The 14,610-nt window shown below is 50.0% G+C and carries 13 protein-coding genes and 1 pseudogene; 6 read left to right on the forward strand and 8 right to left on the reverse strand.

What is annotated here, in order from left to right:
• Positions 1-15: 15 nt before the first annotated feature.
• Together EHW56_RS03430 and EHW56_RS03435 are read right to left on the reverse strand one after the other, a co-directional pair.
• Positions 16-1,566, reverse strand: a complete 1,551-nt coding sequence (locus tag EHW56_RS03430; protein WP_172969893.1) for a sensor domain-containing diguanylate cyclase — start codon at positions 1,564-1,566, stop codon at positions 16-18.
• A 144-nt stretch (positions 1,567-1,710) separates the two neighbouring features.
• Positions 1,711-2,535 (reverse strand): M48 family metallopeptidase, encoded by an 825-nt coding sequence (locus EHW56_RS03435; protein WP_152793990.1) that lies wholly within the window; start codon positions 2,533-2,535, stop codon positions 1,711-1,713.
• Between the two features lie 184 nt (positions 2,536-2,719).
• Between EHW56_RS03435 and EHW56_RS03440 the strand changes: the two genes are divergently transcribed.
• Both EHW56_RS03440 and EHW56_RS03445 read left to right on the forward strand, forming a co-directional pair.
• Positions 2,720-3,166, forward strand: coding sequence for a hotdog fold thioesterase (locus EHW56_RS03440; RefSeq protein WP_172969924.1), 447 nt, complete (start codon positions 2,720-2,722; stop codon positions 3,164-3,166).
• Between the two features lie 5 nt (positions 3,167-3,171).
• Positions 3,172-3,396, forward strand: a complete 225-nt coding sequence (locus tag EHW56_RS03445) for a DUF3389 family protein (RefSeq protein ID WP_152793993.1) — start codon at positions 3,172-3,174, stop codon at positions 3,394-3,396.
• Between the two features lie 71 nt (positions 3,397-3,467).
• On the opposite strand, the gene EHW56_RS03450 is transcribed toward EHW56_RS03445, so the two are convergent.
• From EHW56_RS03450 to EHW56_RS03460, 4 genes are all read right to left on the reverse strand, one after another.
• A complete protein-coding gene (locus EHW56_RS03450; RefSeq protein WP_077667074.1) occupies positions 3,468-4,295 on the reverse strand; it encodes a DUF2797 domain-containing protein in 828 nt (275 codons plus the stop codon).
• A 100-nt stretch (positions 4,296-4,395) separates the two neighbouring features.
• Positions 4,396-4,713, reverse strand: coding sequence for a hypothetical protein (locus EHW56_RS03455; RefSeq protein WP_152793997.1), 318 nt, complete (start codon positions 4,711-4,713; stop codon positions 4,396-4,398).
• 92 nt (positions 4,714-4,805) lie between these two features.
• On the reverse strand, positions 4,806-4,949 hold the full coding sequence (locus EHW56_RS15285; RefSeq protein WP_172969894.1) for a hypothetical protein: 144 nt from the start codon (positions 4,947-4,949) through the stop codon (positions 4,806-4,808).
• Positions 4,950-5,071: 122 nt separating this feature from the next.
• On the reverse strand, positions 5,072-5,917 hold the full coding sequence (locus EHW56_RS03460; protein ID WP_172969895.1) for an endonuclease/exonuclease/phosphatase family protein: 846 nt from the start codon (positions 5,915-5,917) through the stop codon (positions 5,072-5,074).
• A 350-nt stretch (positions 5,918-6,267) separates the two neighbouring features.
• Between EHW56_RS03460 and nrdD the strand changes: the two genes are divergently transcribed.
• From nrdD to EHW56_RS03480, 4 genes are all read left to right on the forward strand, one after another.
• Entirely contained in the window at positions 6,268-8,409 is a 2,142-nt protein-coding gene (gene nrdD / locus EHW56_RS03465) for an anaerobic ribonucleoside-triphosphate reductase (protein WP_077579162.1), read from the forward strand.
• Positions 8,410-8,417: 8 nt separating this feature from the next.
• Complete coding sequence (gene nrdG, locus EHW56_RS03470) at positions 8,418-8,915, forward strand: anaerobic ribonucleoside-triphosphate reductase-activating protein (RefSeq protein ID WP_172969896.1); 498 nt, start codon at positions 8,418-8,420, stop codon at positions 8,913-8,915.
• A gap of 74 nt (positions 8,916-8,989) precedes the next feature.
• Complete coding sequence (locus EHW56_RS03475; RefSeq protein WP_152794001.1) at positions 8,990-10,174, forward strand: amino acid aminotransferase; 1,185 nt, start codon at positions 8,990-8,992, stop codon at positions 10,172-10,174.
• Between the two features lie 163 nt (positions 10,175-10,337).
• Complete coding sequence (locus EHW56_RS03480; RefSeq protein ID WP_152794003.1) at positions 10,338-12,329, forward strand: methyl-accepting chemotaxis protein; 1,992 nt, start codon at positions 10,338-10,340, stop codon at positions 12,327-12,329.
• 66 nt (positions 12,330-12,395) lie between these two features.
• Here EHW56_RS03480 and ylqF read toward each other — a convergent pair whose 3' ends face one another.
• Together ylqF and EHW56_RS03490 are read right to left on the reverse strand one after the other, a co-directional pair.
• A complete protein-coding gene (gene ylqF / locus EHW56_RS03485) occupies positions 12,396-13,340 on the reverse strand; it encodes a ribosome biogenesis GTPase YlqF (protein ID WP_152794547.1) in 945 nt (314 codons plus the stop codon).
• A gap of 325 nt (positions 13,341-13,665) precedes the next feature.
• A pseudogene (locus EHW56_RS03490) lies at positions 13,666-14,577 on the reverse strand (NAD(P)-dependent oxidoreductase); the annotation flags it as partial.
• Between the last annotated feature and the right edge of the window lie 33 nt (positions 14,578-14,610).

Consider the following 14,610-nt stretch of genomic DNA (forward strand, 5'->3'; position numbering starts at 1 on the left):
CCAACACGTGAGTGTCTAGAGTGATTGTTTCCCGCGGTTGTTATTCGTGGTTGCATGATTATCAGGGTCACAGACGGCATAAGTGCCGCCTTTTAGCGATTTCTTCGCATAATACATGGCGGCATCTGAGCAATTGAGCAGCTGTTCGACCGATTCTCCATGATCTGGATAGCAAGCGATACCGATGCTGGCGGAAAGGTGTGCGTGTTGCTGGTCATCTATTGCAAATGGCTGATTGAGACTGGAGATAATTTTCTCGGCGACGCGTGCTGCGTCTTCTGAGTGGCTGGTATATTCTAAAATCACCGCGAATTCGTCGCCGCCCAGTCGAGCGAGGGTATCTGAGTTACGGATGCTTTGGCCCATCCGCTTAGTCGTTTCCACTAACACACTGTCTCCGGCGTCATGGCCATAGGTATCGTTTATTTTCTTAAAGCCATCGAGATCGATAAACAGTAAGGCAAAATGTGCACCTTGCTGACGTGCTTGCGCCAGCACAATATCCGCACGCTGCTTAAAGGCGACGCGGTTAAGCGCGCCTGTCAGGGTGTCGGTATGCGCCATATGCTCAAACTGCAGGTAAAGACGCTTGGTTTCGTTGATATCTTGGTGCGTGCCCGCCATGCGAATTGGGTTATGGTCGCGATCCCACTCCATGACTTTACCCTTGGCCAAGATCCAAACCCAAAACCCATCTTTATGCAGCATGCGAAACTCACATTCATAAAAAGGGTTAGAGTCGCTAAAGGCGGCATCAATTTCTTTAGACGCGCGCGCGAAATCTTCGCTATGACAAAGCTTTTTCCAGGTTTCAAATGAGGCAGGTATCAGCTCGTGTTTTTGATATCCCAAAATTTCTGCCCAGCGCTCATTAATAACCAGCTCTCCACTAGGGATATGCCACTCCCAAGTGCCGACATGGGTACCGCGGATTATTTCATCTAAGCGTTTACGCTCCAGTTGCAGCTCATATTCGGTGCGTCGTGACTTAGTGAGAACAAACCACATTGTCGCGAGCCCTGCACCGAGCACAATGATAATCAAGGATGTAATAATCAGTTGGTGATTTTTTTGCGTGGCGATTTGCTCGGTCTGTTGTGCCACCATTTGCTCGAGTCGGTTTTGATAGTGCCACAGTGATGCCTGGGTGGCCCGATAATCACTGATATCGGTGATAATTGAAAAAAGGGTTGGTTCATCGCGGTAGATAATGGGTATCGAGGATACCCTTACGGTTTTGGTCGTGCCGTCCGATAATATATGGCTGAAAACGAAATAGTTTCGGTTTTCTAATTCCGCCAGCTTACGTTCTTCAGCGACGGCATCAGGGGGCAGGGCATTAATGCTGGCGATATTCATTTGGGTCAGCGTCTGCTGTGAATAGCCGTAAAAGTCGCTAGCTGCTGGGTTGGCGGCTTTGATTTCACCAGTATCTGGGTCAAGGAGAAGCATGACCAGTGCATGTTTCTCAAACAGCTGATCGAAAAGATCGTTTGTCTCTTGCGTCGTTGCGAACGCAAACGGCACCTGCAGTATAAAAAAAAATAAGATGAAAAACGGCTTCATCACGCGTGTCGTCACTCGTCCCCAATGAAAACTTAAGCGTAACATATAGGTTAATTTTTTGTGTGACGGCGACGGGCTGTTCTCACGCGACGACGCTTTGTCCGTGTTTGTATGCAGGCTTTGTGATGATGCTCACTATGTTAGTTAAATGTTTTTACTCTGTTTCTTTGATGGTGGTCGAGGGCACGACGATGTCAAGCGATGGGGCACGTTAGGCAGTTGATTGACACCTGTTTGTAACGTATTAATACGCGTGTCGGGTGATGGATGGGTTGAAAGCAACTCCGGCGGCGCGCCTTTGGACGCTTTTGCCATATTTTGCCACAGGGTAACGCTGGCGCTCGGGTCAAACCCTGCTTGATGCATTAACTGCAGACCAATCTTATCCGATTCTGATTCTTGAGCGCGGTTGTAAGGAAGCAATATCCCCACTTGGACGCCAAGCCCAAGCCCTGCGAGGGCAAGATCGCCATAGGGGTTATCAGAAAGAGTGATGCCGGTAATGGTCAACCCCAAGGCAGTGAGTTGCGAGCGCGATAAGCGCTCGTTACTGTGATCGGCAAGGACGTGCCCAATTTCGTGGCCGATCACTGCAGCCAATTGATCGGGCGTTTTTGCAACGTCGAGCAGTCCGGTGTAAACGCCGATCTTTCCGCCGGGAAGTGCAAAGGCATTGACTTGATCACTGTCGAATACCACCACTTCCCATTCCGAGAAGTTGGATTGCGGTGGCACCACTTTTAAGATGGCGGCGGTGACGCATTGCACGTAGGCGTTGATGGCTTTGTCGTCACTGATAGGTTGCGACTTTTTCATCTCCTCAAACGAACGCTGTCCCAGATTCGCCATGTCATCACCGGAAAAAAGCAATAACTGGTTTCGTCCCGTTGGCGAGTGAGAGCAAGATGAAAGCATAACCATCAGGCATAGAGATAGCATGACGGTTTTAGCAGTGCGTAGCATGGTCATTTCCTGTATCGTTTTGCGCCACAGTCGCAGTGAATATAAGCAAAGATATCAGAGTGCTAATGTACTGGCTTCTTGGCTTAACGTCTACTGGTGCGCGCAGGCAGCGTTAGGCGCGGCTTGATAGTCCGCGTTTCGCGCAGCGATTTCCTTTCCATCGGGATAAACAGCAATGGGTGAAAGTATTGTGAGTATTTGGAAAAAAGACATGTCGTTAGCGGGGTTAAATGCCTCTTCGACTAATACGTTGGTCGCGCATTTAGGGATTGAATATACGGCTTTTGATGCGCAGAGTTTAACGGGAACCATGCCTGTGGCACCGCATACGCATCAGCCGCTGGGCATGCTCCATGGTGGCGCATCTGTCGTGCTTGCTGAAACACTAGGCTCCTTGGCAGCAAACATGTGTGTGCCAGAAGGAAAGTACTGCGTCGGGTTGGACATTAATGCCAATCATCTGCGTGCGATGCGAGAAGGCACGGTGACGGGCGTGGCGAACCCAGTGCATCTCGGCGCAACCACGCAGGTGTGGAATATCACCATCCAAGATGAACGAGGCCGGGATGTGTGCGTGAGCCGACTCACTATGGCGGTACTCACTGATAAGCGCGCCGATAAATCCTTGGAGGACTGAGCAAGATGGTGGTCGATATAGAACACGGCAAGCTAATCGTGACCGCGCATGAGGTGGTGATCCAATTGCCTGCAATGAAATTGAGCATGCAGGTGCAATCTGACTCGTTACGGATTATCGCCGACGCCAATGTGCTGGTGGCTGATGCCGGTGATGTGCGTTGGTCATTGCCGTTAAGTGCACAACATATTGCGTTGATTTCAGATATGACGGGCATCCAACCTCAGTAGCCACCTTACCAATACCGTGCTAGTGGCAACGATCACTCGCACGGTTGGTTAGATGCTAACTTGATGCGCCGTTAGCCGTGTGAGGTGCTGACTTCGTAGCTGGTGAATTTACGCACGTTAATCACGCCAGTATCGAAAATCAAATACTGCCCTTTAATGCCTTTCAAAACCCCACTCACCTCGGCATTTTTATCAAAGTTATGTGAACTTATTTTGGTTGGATGCTCAGTGACAGGGTAACTAAAAGTGAGGGCGTCAAGTGCTGCAGGCAAGACCGCATCATTGCCAAATTGCAAGCGGATATCCGCTAATTCTGGCTCGATCGCTTGGGTTAAACGTTCAGCCTCTGCGTGAAGATCAAGTGGGTCATTGTCGCCTTTTAGGAGCGCGCGCCAATTGGTTTTATCCGCGACATGTTTCGCCATCGCGACTTCAACTAGCCCGGAAATCTGGCGTGTTTTAACCCGAAACACCGGGAGAGCTTGCGTGGCACCTTGATCGTGCCAGCGTGTTGGCATCTGGTTAGCGCGGGTAATCCCCACTTTTAATCCCGAGGTGTTGGCGAGATAAACAATATGATCCGTCATGCAGAACTGTTCTCCCCACTCGGGCTCTCGACAGGTTCCTTGCGCATAGTGGCAGGTTTCAGGCTTCATAATACACATATCGCAACGCGCGAGCTTTTTCATGCAGGGGTAACAATGGCCTTGCGAATAGCTTTTTTTGGTTTTTCGCCCACAGGCATCGCAAAAGATATTGCCAGTATGAGTCAGGGTTAATCTCTGCCCAAGCAATGGATTGAGGTGTAGCTCTTCATTACCCACCCGCAGAAAGTATTGTACGTCGGCGCCGGCTTCTGTGCGCATCTTATCTAGGGTTCCAATCACGACTTTGCTCATTATGGTTTTATTAAGAGCGGCAAGTGTAGCAAATGGGAGAGAGCGGAGTAAGGCAGAGAGGAAAACAGGCAAGCGACAACCTGCCTGTCTCGAAAACGGATTAGCCGAGGCGAGCTTCTATGCTTTTTTGTGTGTCTGTGGTGTGCTCACGATAAAGCGTAACGGAGACCACTAAGAGGTCTTTCTGGGTATCTTCGCTAACCTGATCGATCACGAAATAATCCGCCTCTTCTTTTTCCACCCCTCGTTCGGCCAGGCGTAAGACATCTTCTTGAATATCGCCTTGTATCTCCACGTTGGCCGTTTCTTCAAAATCACCAAACTCAAGCGTGGACTTGGCAATTAGCTCAGGCGCTGCAGAGGCGTGAAATGATAAAAAAGAGAGAACAAATAGCGCAGTAGAGAGACCTTTTTTCATAAGACATCGGATACATTGGTGGATTTACTGACAACCTACTACGCAGCGGAAAAGGGGTTGTCAGCGTCATGTTAGAAACGTGATATCAACGCCTATCGTGTGGCGTCTTCGATATCGTCGCTAAATACGTCGTTATCACAGCGTGCGTCTTGGCCTTGGAGCACGCCAATATCGCCGTAGTAGTCGGCTAATAGGTCGTCATCGGTTGGGATGACTTGATGTTGTAAACTATCCATTTTTTTCTCCTTGGGTGACTCTAACAGCCCACATGAAGGAAGGCTAACGACCCTTTATGTCATCACCATGACAGCTTGCTAGACTCTCGCAATCTTTTTGGTAGGTCAATGACTTTTAGCGCTTATTGGGGTTTGAACGTCGCCACGACGGGACAATGATCGCTGAGCCTGAAGTTCATGACGTTATGATAGGCAAAATGATGCTGAAAACTATATTGCCACCGAGACGCCAACGATTCGGAGACTAAAATATGATCGATTAAGCGGCTGTACATCACTTGGTTCCAGGTCTGAGTACGCCAGTTATAGCGTCGTGCTTTACAACGTGCGCGGACACTCTCTGTTACGTTGATGATGTTTGTTGGTCTCGAGGCATCGTCGAGAAGGGATTGGCGGAATTGTTGCCAAAACGGATCCTGCTTTTCACTGATATAGCGATTAAAGTCACCCGCAATGAGGATGTTTTTATCACCATGTTCACGCACCCAATCGGCTAACACACTGAATTGCTTGCGTAGCTTTTCGCAGCTTCGTGAGGCTTGCGCTTGCTTAAAACAGCCGGACTTAAGATGCACCGACAGCATATGAACCGGTTCTTGGCCCGGCGGTGTGACCACAACATAGGTGCCATATCGCAGAGAGGGCACGCCAAAAAAACCAGGTAGCGCGATTTGACGCAGATCGCGAGGGTCGTCTACTTTCCAGTCTTTACGGACGGCGAACCCCGTCAGTTGCTGGCTTTGTGTGCTTTCTTTAAGGGCGGCATAACGATCGGAAAAATAGACATTATACGCCTCTGTGGGAATGACTCGTGCCAGTGCCTCAGGACTATCAACCTCCTGAAAAGCCAACACATCGGGGGCGAGTTGAACAAAGATCGACGAAAGCTGTTGATAATCGTCTTGATGACGGACGCCGGCTCGTTGATCACCCTTTAAGGTCAGCCACTCAAAATTCCATGTTGCCACTGTCAGTCCATAGCTAGGGGCCGAAAATACCCCAACAAGCACGAGCAGACCTAAAACTCGAAGTACGATGGTGGATACCTCATTATTACGCGTTCCACTGTGATCCTACTGGAAATGTTGCGCATGCAGTGGAGCATTGTAGCACTTTGCGGAGAACCTTTGATTTTAACTGATAACTATCATAACGAAGATCAGTGAGATTGCGGTACAGATAGGCATTTGATTCGTCAGTTGGACGTTATTCGAGACTTCGATGATCTGTGTCAACACAATGTGCCCCCTAGTTGCTATCTAATACCACATCTTGTGTTTTAGTGTATTTTGTATCCTATATATGGTGTGGAGGGCATATGCCAGCGGTAATTAAGCGCGATGGAACACGCGTCCCATTTGATGCAGATCGGATTGTCCAGGCGGTGACATGTGCGCGAGAGTCGGCGCAATCGATGCGAGAGGCTGAGCTGTGTCAACTGACCGACGCAGACATCCTCCGCTTAGCAGATACCATCGCGACGCAGTTTGCTGGCGAGGCCGAGGTGGATATTGATCATATTCAATATGCCGTTGAAGATGTCCTCATGACCGGACCGCATAAAGCGGTGGCACGTGCCTATATTGAATATCGCCATGATAGAGACATCGCTCGCGAGCGCCGTGGCCGTTTGAATCATGAAGTACAAGGGCTGGTCGGGCAAACTAACACTGAATTGCTGCACGAGAATGCCAACAAAGACAGTAAAGTCATCCCCACTCAGCGTGACTTGCTCGCGGGGATCGTCGCCAAACACTATGCCAAGCAACACATGTTGCCCAGTGCCGTGGTAAGAGCGCATGAGTCGGGTGAAATTCACTATCACGATTTGGACTATTCACCTTTCTTTCCGATGTTCAACTGCATGCTAATTGACTTGGCTGGCATGCTGCAAAAAGGCTTTAAGATGGGCAATGCGGAAATTGCGCCGCCCAAATCCATCTCAACCGCTACCGCGGTGACCGCGCAAATCATCGCACAAGTCGCGAGTCATATTTACGGTGGCACCACGATTAACCGCATTGATGAAGTGCTGGCCCCTTATGTTGAAGCCAGTTATCAAAAGCACTTGTTGGTGGCGCGTGAGTGGTCTATCAGTGATCCCGACGCTTATGCCCGCGCCCGTGCTGATAAAGAGTGTTTTGATGCTTTTCAGTCGTTGGAGTATGAGGTCAACACGTTGCACACGGCGAATGGGCAGACTCCCTTTGTCACCTTTGGCCTCGGCTTAGGTAAGAGCTGGGCGGCACGTGCGGTGCAACGTGCTGTTTTAGCAAATCGGATTGCTGGTTTGGGTGAAAATCGAAAAACGGCCGTCTTCCCGAAATTGGTGTTTTGTATCCGAGAGGGCTTAAACCGCCGCCCGAGTGATCCCAATTACGATATCAAACAATTAGCACTCGAGTGCGCCTCTAAGCGTATGTACCCAGATATTCTCAATTATGACCAAGTGGTATCAGTCACGGGCTCCTTCAAAACCCCAATGGGGTGCCGAAGCTTTTTAAGCGCTTACGAAGAGGACGGTACACTGGTGCATGAAGGACGTAACAACTTGGGTGTCGTCAGCGTTAATTTACCTCGTTTAGCCATTGAGGCGGAGGGGGACGAAGACGAGTTCTATGCGCGCCTTGATGCAACGTTAAGCCTTGCGCGCCAGGCACTCGATACCCGGATTGCTCGTTTTAAAGGGGTGAAAGCGCGGGTGGCACCGATTTTATATATGGAAGGCGCATGTGGTATCCGTTTGAACCCAGACGATGATGTCAGTGATATTTTTAAACATGGGCGTGCGTCCATTTCGCTAGGTTACATTGGCCTGCACGAGACTATCAATGCGCTGTACGGTAGCGTGCCGCACATCTACGACAGCGTGGTGAAACAAAAGAAAGCCAAAGCGATCGTGGCTTATTTGCATGATGCGACCGAGCGTTGGAAAGCCGAAACAGGTTATGGATTTAGTTTGTACAGCACCCCAAGTGAAAACTTGTGCAGTCGTTTTTGTCAGCTCGATACCCAGGCGTTTGGTGTGATTGAAGGGGTGACAGATAAAGGGTATTACACCAACAGCTTCCATTTGGATGTGGAAAAGCAGGTGACGCCTTACGATAAAATCGATTTTGAGATGGATTATCCGCGCTTAGCCAATGGTGGCTTTATTTGCTACGGGGAATACCCCAACATTCAACACAACCTAGAAGCGTTAGAGAACGTTTGGGACTACAGCTACGATCGTGTGCCGTACTATGGTACCAACACGCCGATTGATGAATGCTATGAATGTGGTTTTACCGGCGAATTTAATTGCACCAGTAAAGGCTTCACTTGTCCGGCTTGCGGCAATCATGACCCAGCACGTGTGTCAGTGACACGACGTGTGTGCGGCTATTTAGGAAGCCCTGATACGCGACCTTTTAACCCGGGTAAACAGCAAGAAGTGATTCGCCGTGTGAAACACATGTAGGGGGAAGCGTGAATTATCACCAATACCTTCCCGTTGATGTGGTCAACGGGCCAGGCACACGTTGTACCTTGTTTGTATCGGGGTGCGAACACCAATGCCGTGGTTGTTACAACAAAGCCACCTGGCCGCTGAACAGCGGCCATCCTTTCACTGATCTGATGCAAGAGCAGATTGTTCAAGACTTACTCGATTCACGGATCCCGCGCCGAGGATTATCATTGAGCGGTGGTGATCCGCTTCATCCTGCTAACATCGACAGTGTAAAAGAATTGTTACAAGAGGTGGTTAGCCGCGCACCGAGCAAAGACATTTGGCTGTGGACAGGCTATACATTGGCAGAATTGTCATCAAAACAGCGAGATGTTGTCGATTTGGTTGATGTATTAATTGACGGCAAGTTTATCCAAGATGAAGCGGATCCTCATTTAGCGTGGCGGGGAAGTGCCAATCAATGCGTACACTTTCTGTCCGAGCGTGCCCGAAAAGGGCAAGAGAATCATGGTTAAGAGGTTGCCAATTTTCCCGCATGGGGTAGGGTATAGCGTATCTTGAGCATTCAGGCTTAAAAGGACGTAATACTATGTTAGATCTGCTCTCGCCTGCTCAGCAGGATCCGATTCTCTCCTTGTCATTGGCGTATCGTGACGATCCGCGTGAGCACAAAATGGACTTGGGCATTGGCGTATACCGTGACAGTCAGGGTCAAACGCCGATCATGCACGCCGTTAAAGCGGCGCAACAATCACTGGCACAAAGCCAACAAACCAAAGCCTATGTCGGGCTGGCGGGTAATGAAAACTTCAACCAAGCCATGGTTGACCTCTTGCTCAAAGGGACCGATGCTTACCACCGATGTGCGGCGGTGCAAACCCCAGGTGCGAGTGGCGCACTGCGCATGTTGGCTGATTTGATGAATCTGGCCAAGCCGGTGACCACTGTGTGGTTGACCGATCCTAGCTATGTGAATCACAAACCTGTCATGGAAGCGGCAGGCCTGACGGTCAAGTTCTACCCGTATTTTAATCGCGACACCAAAATGGTGGATACCGATGCCATGCTTAACGCGTTGTCGCAAGCTGGTGCGGACGATGTGGTATTACTGCATGGCTGTTGCCATAACCCCACGGGCGCTGATATCAGCTTGAAAGAATGGGAAGCAATTACCGAGCTTGCAAACCGTAATGGCTTTACACCGTTTGTGGATATTGCCTACCAGGGCTTCGGTGATGGTGTGGAGGAAGATGCGCGTGGTTTGCGTATTCTCGCCGACAACGTTGAGGAAATGTTGATTGCCACCTCGTGCTCTAAGAGCTTTGGGTTGTACCGTGAGCGCACTGGCGCGGCGATTGTGGTGGGTAAATCTTCCCAAGGAGCGCAAAATGCGAAAGGGCGTATCCTTCAGCTTGCGCGAAGCACTTATACCATGCCGCCTGATCACGGTGCAGCGATTGTTGAAACCATCCTCACCGACGACGCCCTCACCAAACAGTGGCGAGATGAAATTGAGGCGATGAACACTCGGATCAATACGTTACGTGAAGGGTTGACAGCAGCACTGCGCGACCGTACGGGCGATGGTTATTTTGATTTTATTCAGCACCACCGTGGTATGTTCTCTGTCCTCGGGTTAACGGTTGATCAGGTGAATCAGCTACGCGACCGACATGGCGTGTACGCAGTGGGTGATAGTCGGATTAACATTGCCGGCTTGGCTGAACGTCATATTGATAGACTGGCCGATGCGCTGGTGGATGTAACTCGTTAGGTCCATGGTCAGGTAGAAGTATTCTCATAGGCTCGTCATACTTTGGTAAGACGGGCTTTTTTATAACTGTGCACACATAATGTGATGTTCCCCCACGCTTTTCTTAGTACACAAAAGTATGGTGACGTGAGCAACTGAGCTGTTCGTAAATAGGGAATTTTTTATGACAACGATTCGATCACCGTTTGCCACCATACAAGGCCGATACAGTATCGGATTGATCGTATTTATACTGATCGCGACGATCCTGACGATATTTAGCATTCAGACATGGATTGCTCCAACGCTAAAAAAAGAGGGAGAAGAAAGGCTTAAGCTGAGCCTGAATGAAGTTGGGCGTGATATTACCTTTGCACTGCGTGAGGTCAAAGCGCAGCAACGGGCTATTACGCAACTAATCCCAACCTTAACCAGCGCCCAAATCGATACCCAGTTACCGCACCTAATTGATCAGTACGGCAACCCTTTGGTATTCGGGGGCGGTATATGGCCGCTGCCTAACAAACGTCTCGCAGGCGTTGATCGCGCCTCCACCTTTTATCATCGTGATGAAAGTGGGCAACTGGTTGAGAATACCTACTGGAATAGTGACGAGGCCCCGAATTATTACACCCAACCTTGGCACCGTGCGGGCCAAAATGCCCCTCAGGGAGAATGTGTTTGGGCCAATGCGTACAAAGATGGAGCGAGTGCGCAGCCTCGTACTAACTGCGCCATGGGAATTTATCAACAAGGTGACTTATACGGTGTGGCCACCATAGATGTTACGCTTGGCTTTTTTAATCAATTGGTCGCCGAGAAGCAAAAGGCACTAGATGCCAAGATTGCTATTGTGGAATCTGATGGAAAGATCCTTAGCCAAAGCCGCGGGGGCTTCACGCGTGATGATGTACTTAAATCGGTGTCAGGTTTTAACACGCCTTTTGCCAAAGCCATTGAGACAGCCTTGAATCAACAAACGCAACGTGTGACTTTTCAAGGTAAAAGCCAAGAGCAAACCTTATTGTTGTCGCCAGTCCCTGGTACGCCCTGGACGCTCGTCGTTGCTAAACCAACCTCGGCACTCACGGCGCTGAGCGATAAAATGCTCACTACTCTTGCTTGGATCCAGTTACCCTTGATTGGCCTATTGCTCGTGATCATGCTCATTGCCTTTAAGCGACTTCATAGCCGCTTTGAGACGTTTAAGCACAACGTGGATAGTTTATCTTCAGGCGATGCGGATCTCACACTACGCTTGCCAATTAAAGGTAATGATGAGCTTGATAATATTTCTCACTCAGTGAATGATTTCATCGCGTACTTGCAAGATTTAGTACAGAAAGTGATGAGCGCAAATCAAACCTGCTCCAACTATGTTGAGCAAATTGCTCATGACGCCAGCCAAACACTATCGACGTTAGAGGCTCATGTGCGAGAAACCGAAGGCGTGGCTACCGCGATTAATCAGCTGAGTGCCTCTGCCTCTGATGTGGCGGAAAACGTGAATCAAAGCCATGATGTCACGCGTCAGATGCAATCAGAAGCGCAGCAAGCACGTGAAGAGACACAGGCATCGACACGCAGTGTTATAGCACTCGTCGATAACGTTGAAACCAGTGAGGAAAAAGTCGCGCAAATGCGAGAGCATGCTACCGCGATTGAATCCATTCTCGGTGTGATTGGTGATATTGCTGAACAGACTAACTTGCTTGCCTTGAATGCAGCGATTGAAGCGGCTCGGGCGGGTGAGCAAGGGCGTGGTTTTGCGGTCGTTGCCGATGAGGTAAGAAACTTAGCCTCGCGGACACAACAGAGCACGGGTGAAGTTGATAAGATGTTGGCACAGGTAAGCGAGGCTGTGACACAGGCTAGTCAATCCATGCAAAATACTCGAGAGCAGTGCGTCTCATCCTCAGAGCGGAGCCAACAGGTTGAACAGAGGATCGACACCATGACCCAATCGGTGACGCAGGTTGACGAACTCAGTACGCAAATCGCCACGGCGGCCACCGAGCAAAGCCAAGTCACTGAGGATATCAGCCAAACCATGACGTCTATCCGTGATATCGTTGCCAAACTGCATCAACACGGACAAACCACCGAGCAACGAGCACATGATTTACAAGCTGCAAATACGGCGCTGCAACAACTAGTGGGGCAATTTAAAGTCTAGTATATTTTTGCCAAAGGGGACGAATGCCCCTTTGGCATATGACGTGTTGTCATGTCACGAGTTGTATTAACGTTTGTTTTTGAGGTAACGCTTACGACGAGCCTCTTTTTTAGCGGCTTTTTCTTGTTCTCGGCGGGCGTTGTCTTCTTCAACCTGTACCAGCTCGGTTTCAATCATATCCGGTTTTTCTAAAGTGAGGCCACCTAGCGCACCGGTGCGTAAGTCGTGCAAAAGCACTTCTGAGGCTTTATGGAGGTCAACCCGTCCCCCCGCGCGCAAACAACCGCGTTTGGCACCAATCGCTTCCATTAACTCAATGTCTGTTTCGGGCAATACATCAAGCTGATAGCGTTCTTTAAGCCGCTCGGGATAGGCGCTCGCCAAGTATTCCACGGTATAAAAGGCGACTTCGTCATAATCCATTGCCGTGTCTTTCACGGCGCCGGTTGCCGCGAGACGAAAACCGCTGTGTGGGTTCTCAACCTTTGGCCATAAAATCCCGGGTGTATCAGAGAGCACGACGCCGTTTTGCAGGTTGATCCGCTGTTGTTGGCGCGTCACCGCCGGTTGGTTGCCGGTTTTGGCTATCACTCGGCCAGCAAGGCTATTAATGATGGTGGACTTGCCGACGTTGGGGATCCCCATGATCATTGAGCGAATGTTTTTTCCCATGGTTTCCCGATGCGGTGCCAGTGCGCGGCAGCGATCCATAATCTGGTTTACTTCATGCGGGTGCGAGGTAGTAATTGCCATCGCTGACACACCCTGTTCTTGCTCTAGGTGCGCCATCCACATTTCGGTCATCGCCGGATCGGCTAGATCGCGTTTATTCAGTACCTTGATCACTGGCTTTTCACCACGCAGCGTGCGGATCAGGGGATTTTCGCTACTAAACGGAATGCGCGCATCGAGCACCTCGATGATCACGTCGATCTTAGGGATGGCCTCTTCGATCTCCTTACGAGCTTTATGCATATGCCCAGGAAACCACTGGATTTTGTTGTTAACCATGTTTGTACAACCTTGCTGATGCCAGTGCGCCAACACGATATCAGTCAGTGGCGCAAGAATGGCGCGCATCATACCACTTAATCAGAGGGATGAGAAAAGCTGGGGCAGGTGTGACTAACTACGTATCTTTCTTTCTCGGGCTTAATTGCTTATCACACCATTTTTCAATAGAGGGGGCGTATAAGGTGAACAGACCAACCATCATGGCGATGGCGCAGATTACATAGATAGCTGTCATTGCAACCCTCCTTATTGGTTAACTTTAGTATACACCTTGTTTCGCCTTTCCTCGGCCTCAGGTGCCGAGGAAAGGCGCGTGTTTGGATCAGGTCGATGAAGATGGTTTGGTATCTGTATCAAACTGCTTGATCAGGACCGAGGTGTCGCAACGGCCATAGCCGCGCGCTTGTAACTTGTTATACTGTTGATCCACCTGCTCGGTTAAGGGAAGTCCCACGCCTAACTTGGCGGCTTCTTCTATACAAAAGCCCAGATCTTTACGCATCCAATCAATCGCAAAGCCAAAATCAAAACTGTCTTCTGCCATGGTCAAAGCACGATTTTCCATTTGCCAAGAGCCTGCGGCCCCGTGCTTAATGGCATTGATCATCTTTTCGATATCGAGATCAGCGGATTGCGCGAAGGTGAGTGCCTCGGATAAGCCTTGTAAGACGCCGGCAATACATATTTGGTTAGCCATCTTGCAGCGCTGGCCGCTGCCATGCGGGCCAATATGCTGGATTGCGCTGGCATAGACGTTCATGACGGGTTCAATGTCACTGAACACAGCCGGGTTGCCACCGACCATAATGGTGAGTGCGCCTTTTTCCGCACCGGCTTGGCCGCCTGAGACGGGGGCATCGAGAAAGCTCAGGCCTTGACGCTCGCATACTTGTGCCAACTCAAGGGCTAGCTCGGCAGAGGTGGTGGTGTGATCGACCAGCGTACTGCCTTTTTTCATATTGGCTAACACACCAATATCGCCATACACCACACTGCGTACGTCATCATCGTTTCCCACGCACATAAAGACGATGTCAGCATCAGCCACGGCTTCGGCTGGCGTTATTCCATATGTGCCTGAATAGGTGTCGCACCAAGCTTCGGCTTTGCCGGTGGTGCGGTTATAGACGCAAGTTGGGTAGCCGTGGCGCTGAAGGTGCCCAGCCATTGGAAAGCCCATCACGCCTAGGCCAATAAAGGCCACCTTGATATCGTTAACTTGCATGGTCATCTTGCTTCCTTGTCGTTTCGTTGTCGTTAATTTATC

The sequence above is a fragment of the Salinivibrio sp. VGrn1 genome (assembly GCF_009377995.1).
Taxonomy (GTDB): Bacteria; Pseudomonadota; Gammaproteobacteria; order Enterobacterales; family Vibrionaceae; genus Salinivibrio; species Salinivibrio siamensis.

Excerpts from the sequence above, each read along its gene's own strand:
- EHW56_RS03430 (WP_172969893.1), bottom strand. The coding sequence starts at position 1,566 with ATGAAGCCGTTTTTCATCTTATTTTTTTTTATACTGCAGGTGCCGTTT.
- EHW56_RS03435 (WP_152793990.1), bottom strand. The coding sequence starts at position 2,535 with ATGACCATGCTACGCACTGCTAAAACCGTCATGCTATCTCTATGCCTG.
- EHW56_RS03445 (WP_152793993.1), top strand. The coding sequence starts at position 3,172 with ATGGTGGTCGATATAGAACACGGCAAGCTAATCGTGACCGCGCATGAG.
- EHW56_RS03450 (WP_077667074.1), bottom strand. The coding sequence starts at position 4,295 with ATGAGCAAAGTCGTGATTGGAACCCTAGATAAGATGCGCACAGAAGCC.
- EHW56_RS03455 (WP_152793997.1), bottom strand. The coding sequence starts at position 4,713 with ATGAAAAAAGGTCTCTCTACTGCGCTATTTGTTCTCTCTTTTTTATCA.
- EHW56_RS15285 (WP_172969894.1), bottom strand. The coding sequence starts at position 4,949 with ATGGATAGTTTACAACATCAAGTCATCCCAACCGATGACGACCTATTA.
- nrdD (WP_077579162.1), top strand. The coding sequence starts at position 6,268 with ATGCCAGCGGTAATTAAGCGCGATGGAACACGCGTCCCATTTGATGCA.
- EHW56_RS03475 (WP_152794001.1), top strand. The coding sequence starts at position 8,990 with ATGTTAGATCTGCTCTCGCCTGCTCAGCAGGATCCGATTCTCTCCTTG.
- EHW56_RS03480 (WP_152794003.1), top strand. The coding sequence starts at position 10,338 with ATGACAACGATTCGATCACCGTTTGCCACCATACAAGGCCGATACAGT.
- ylqF (WP_152794547.1), bottom strand. The coding sequence starts at position 13,340 with ATGGTTAACAACAAAATCCAGTGGTTTCCTGGGCATATGCATAAAGCT.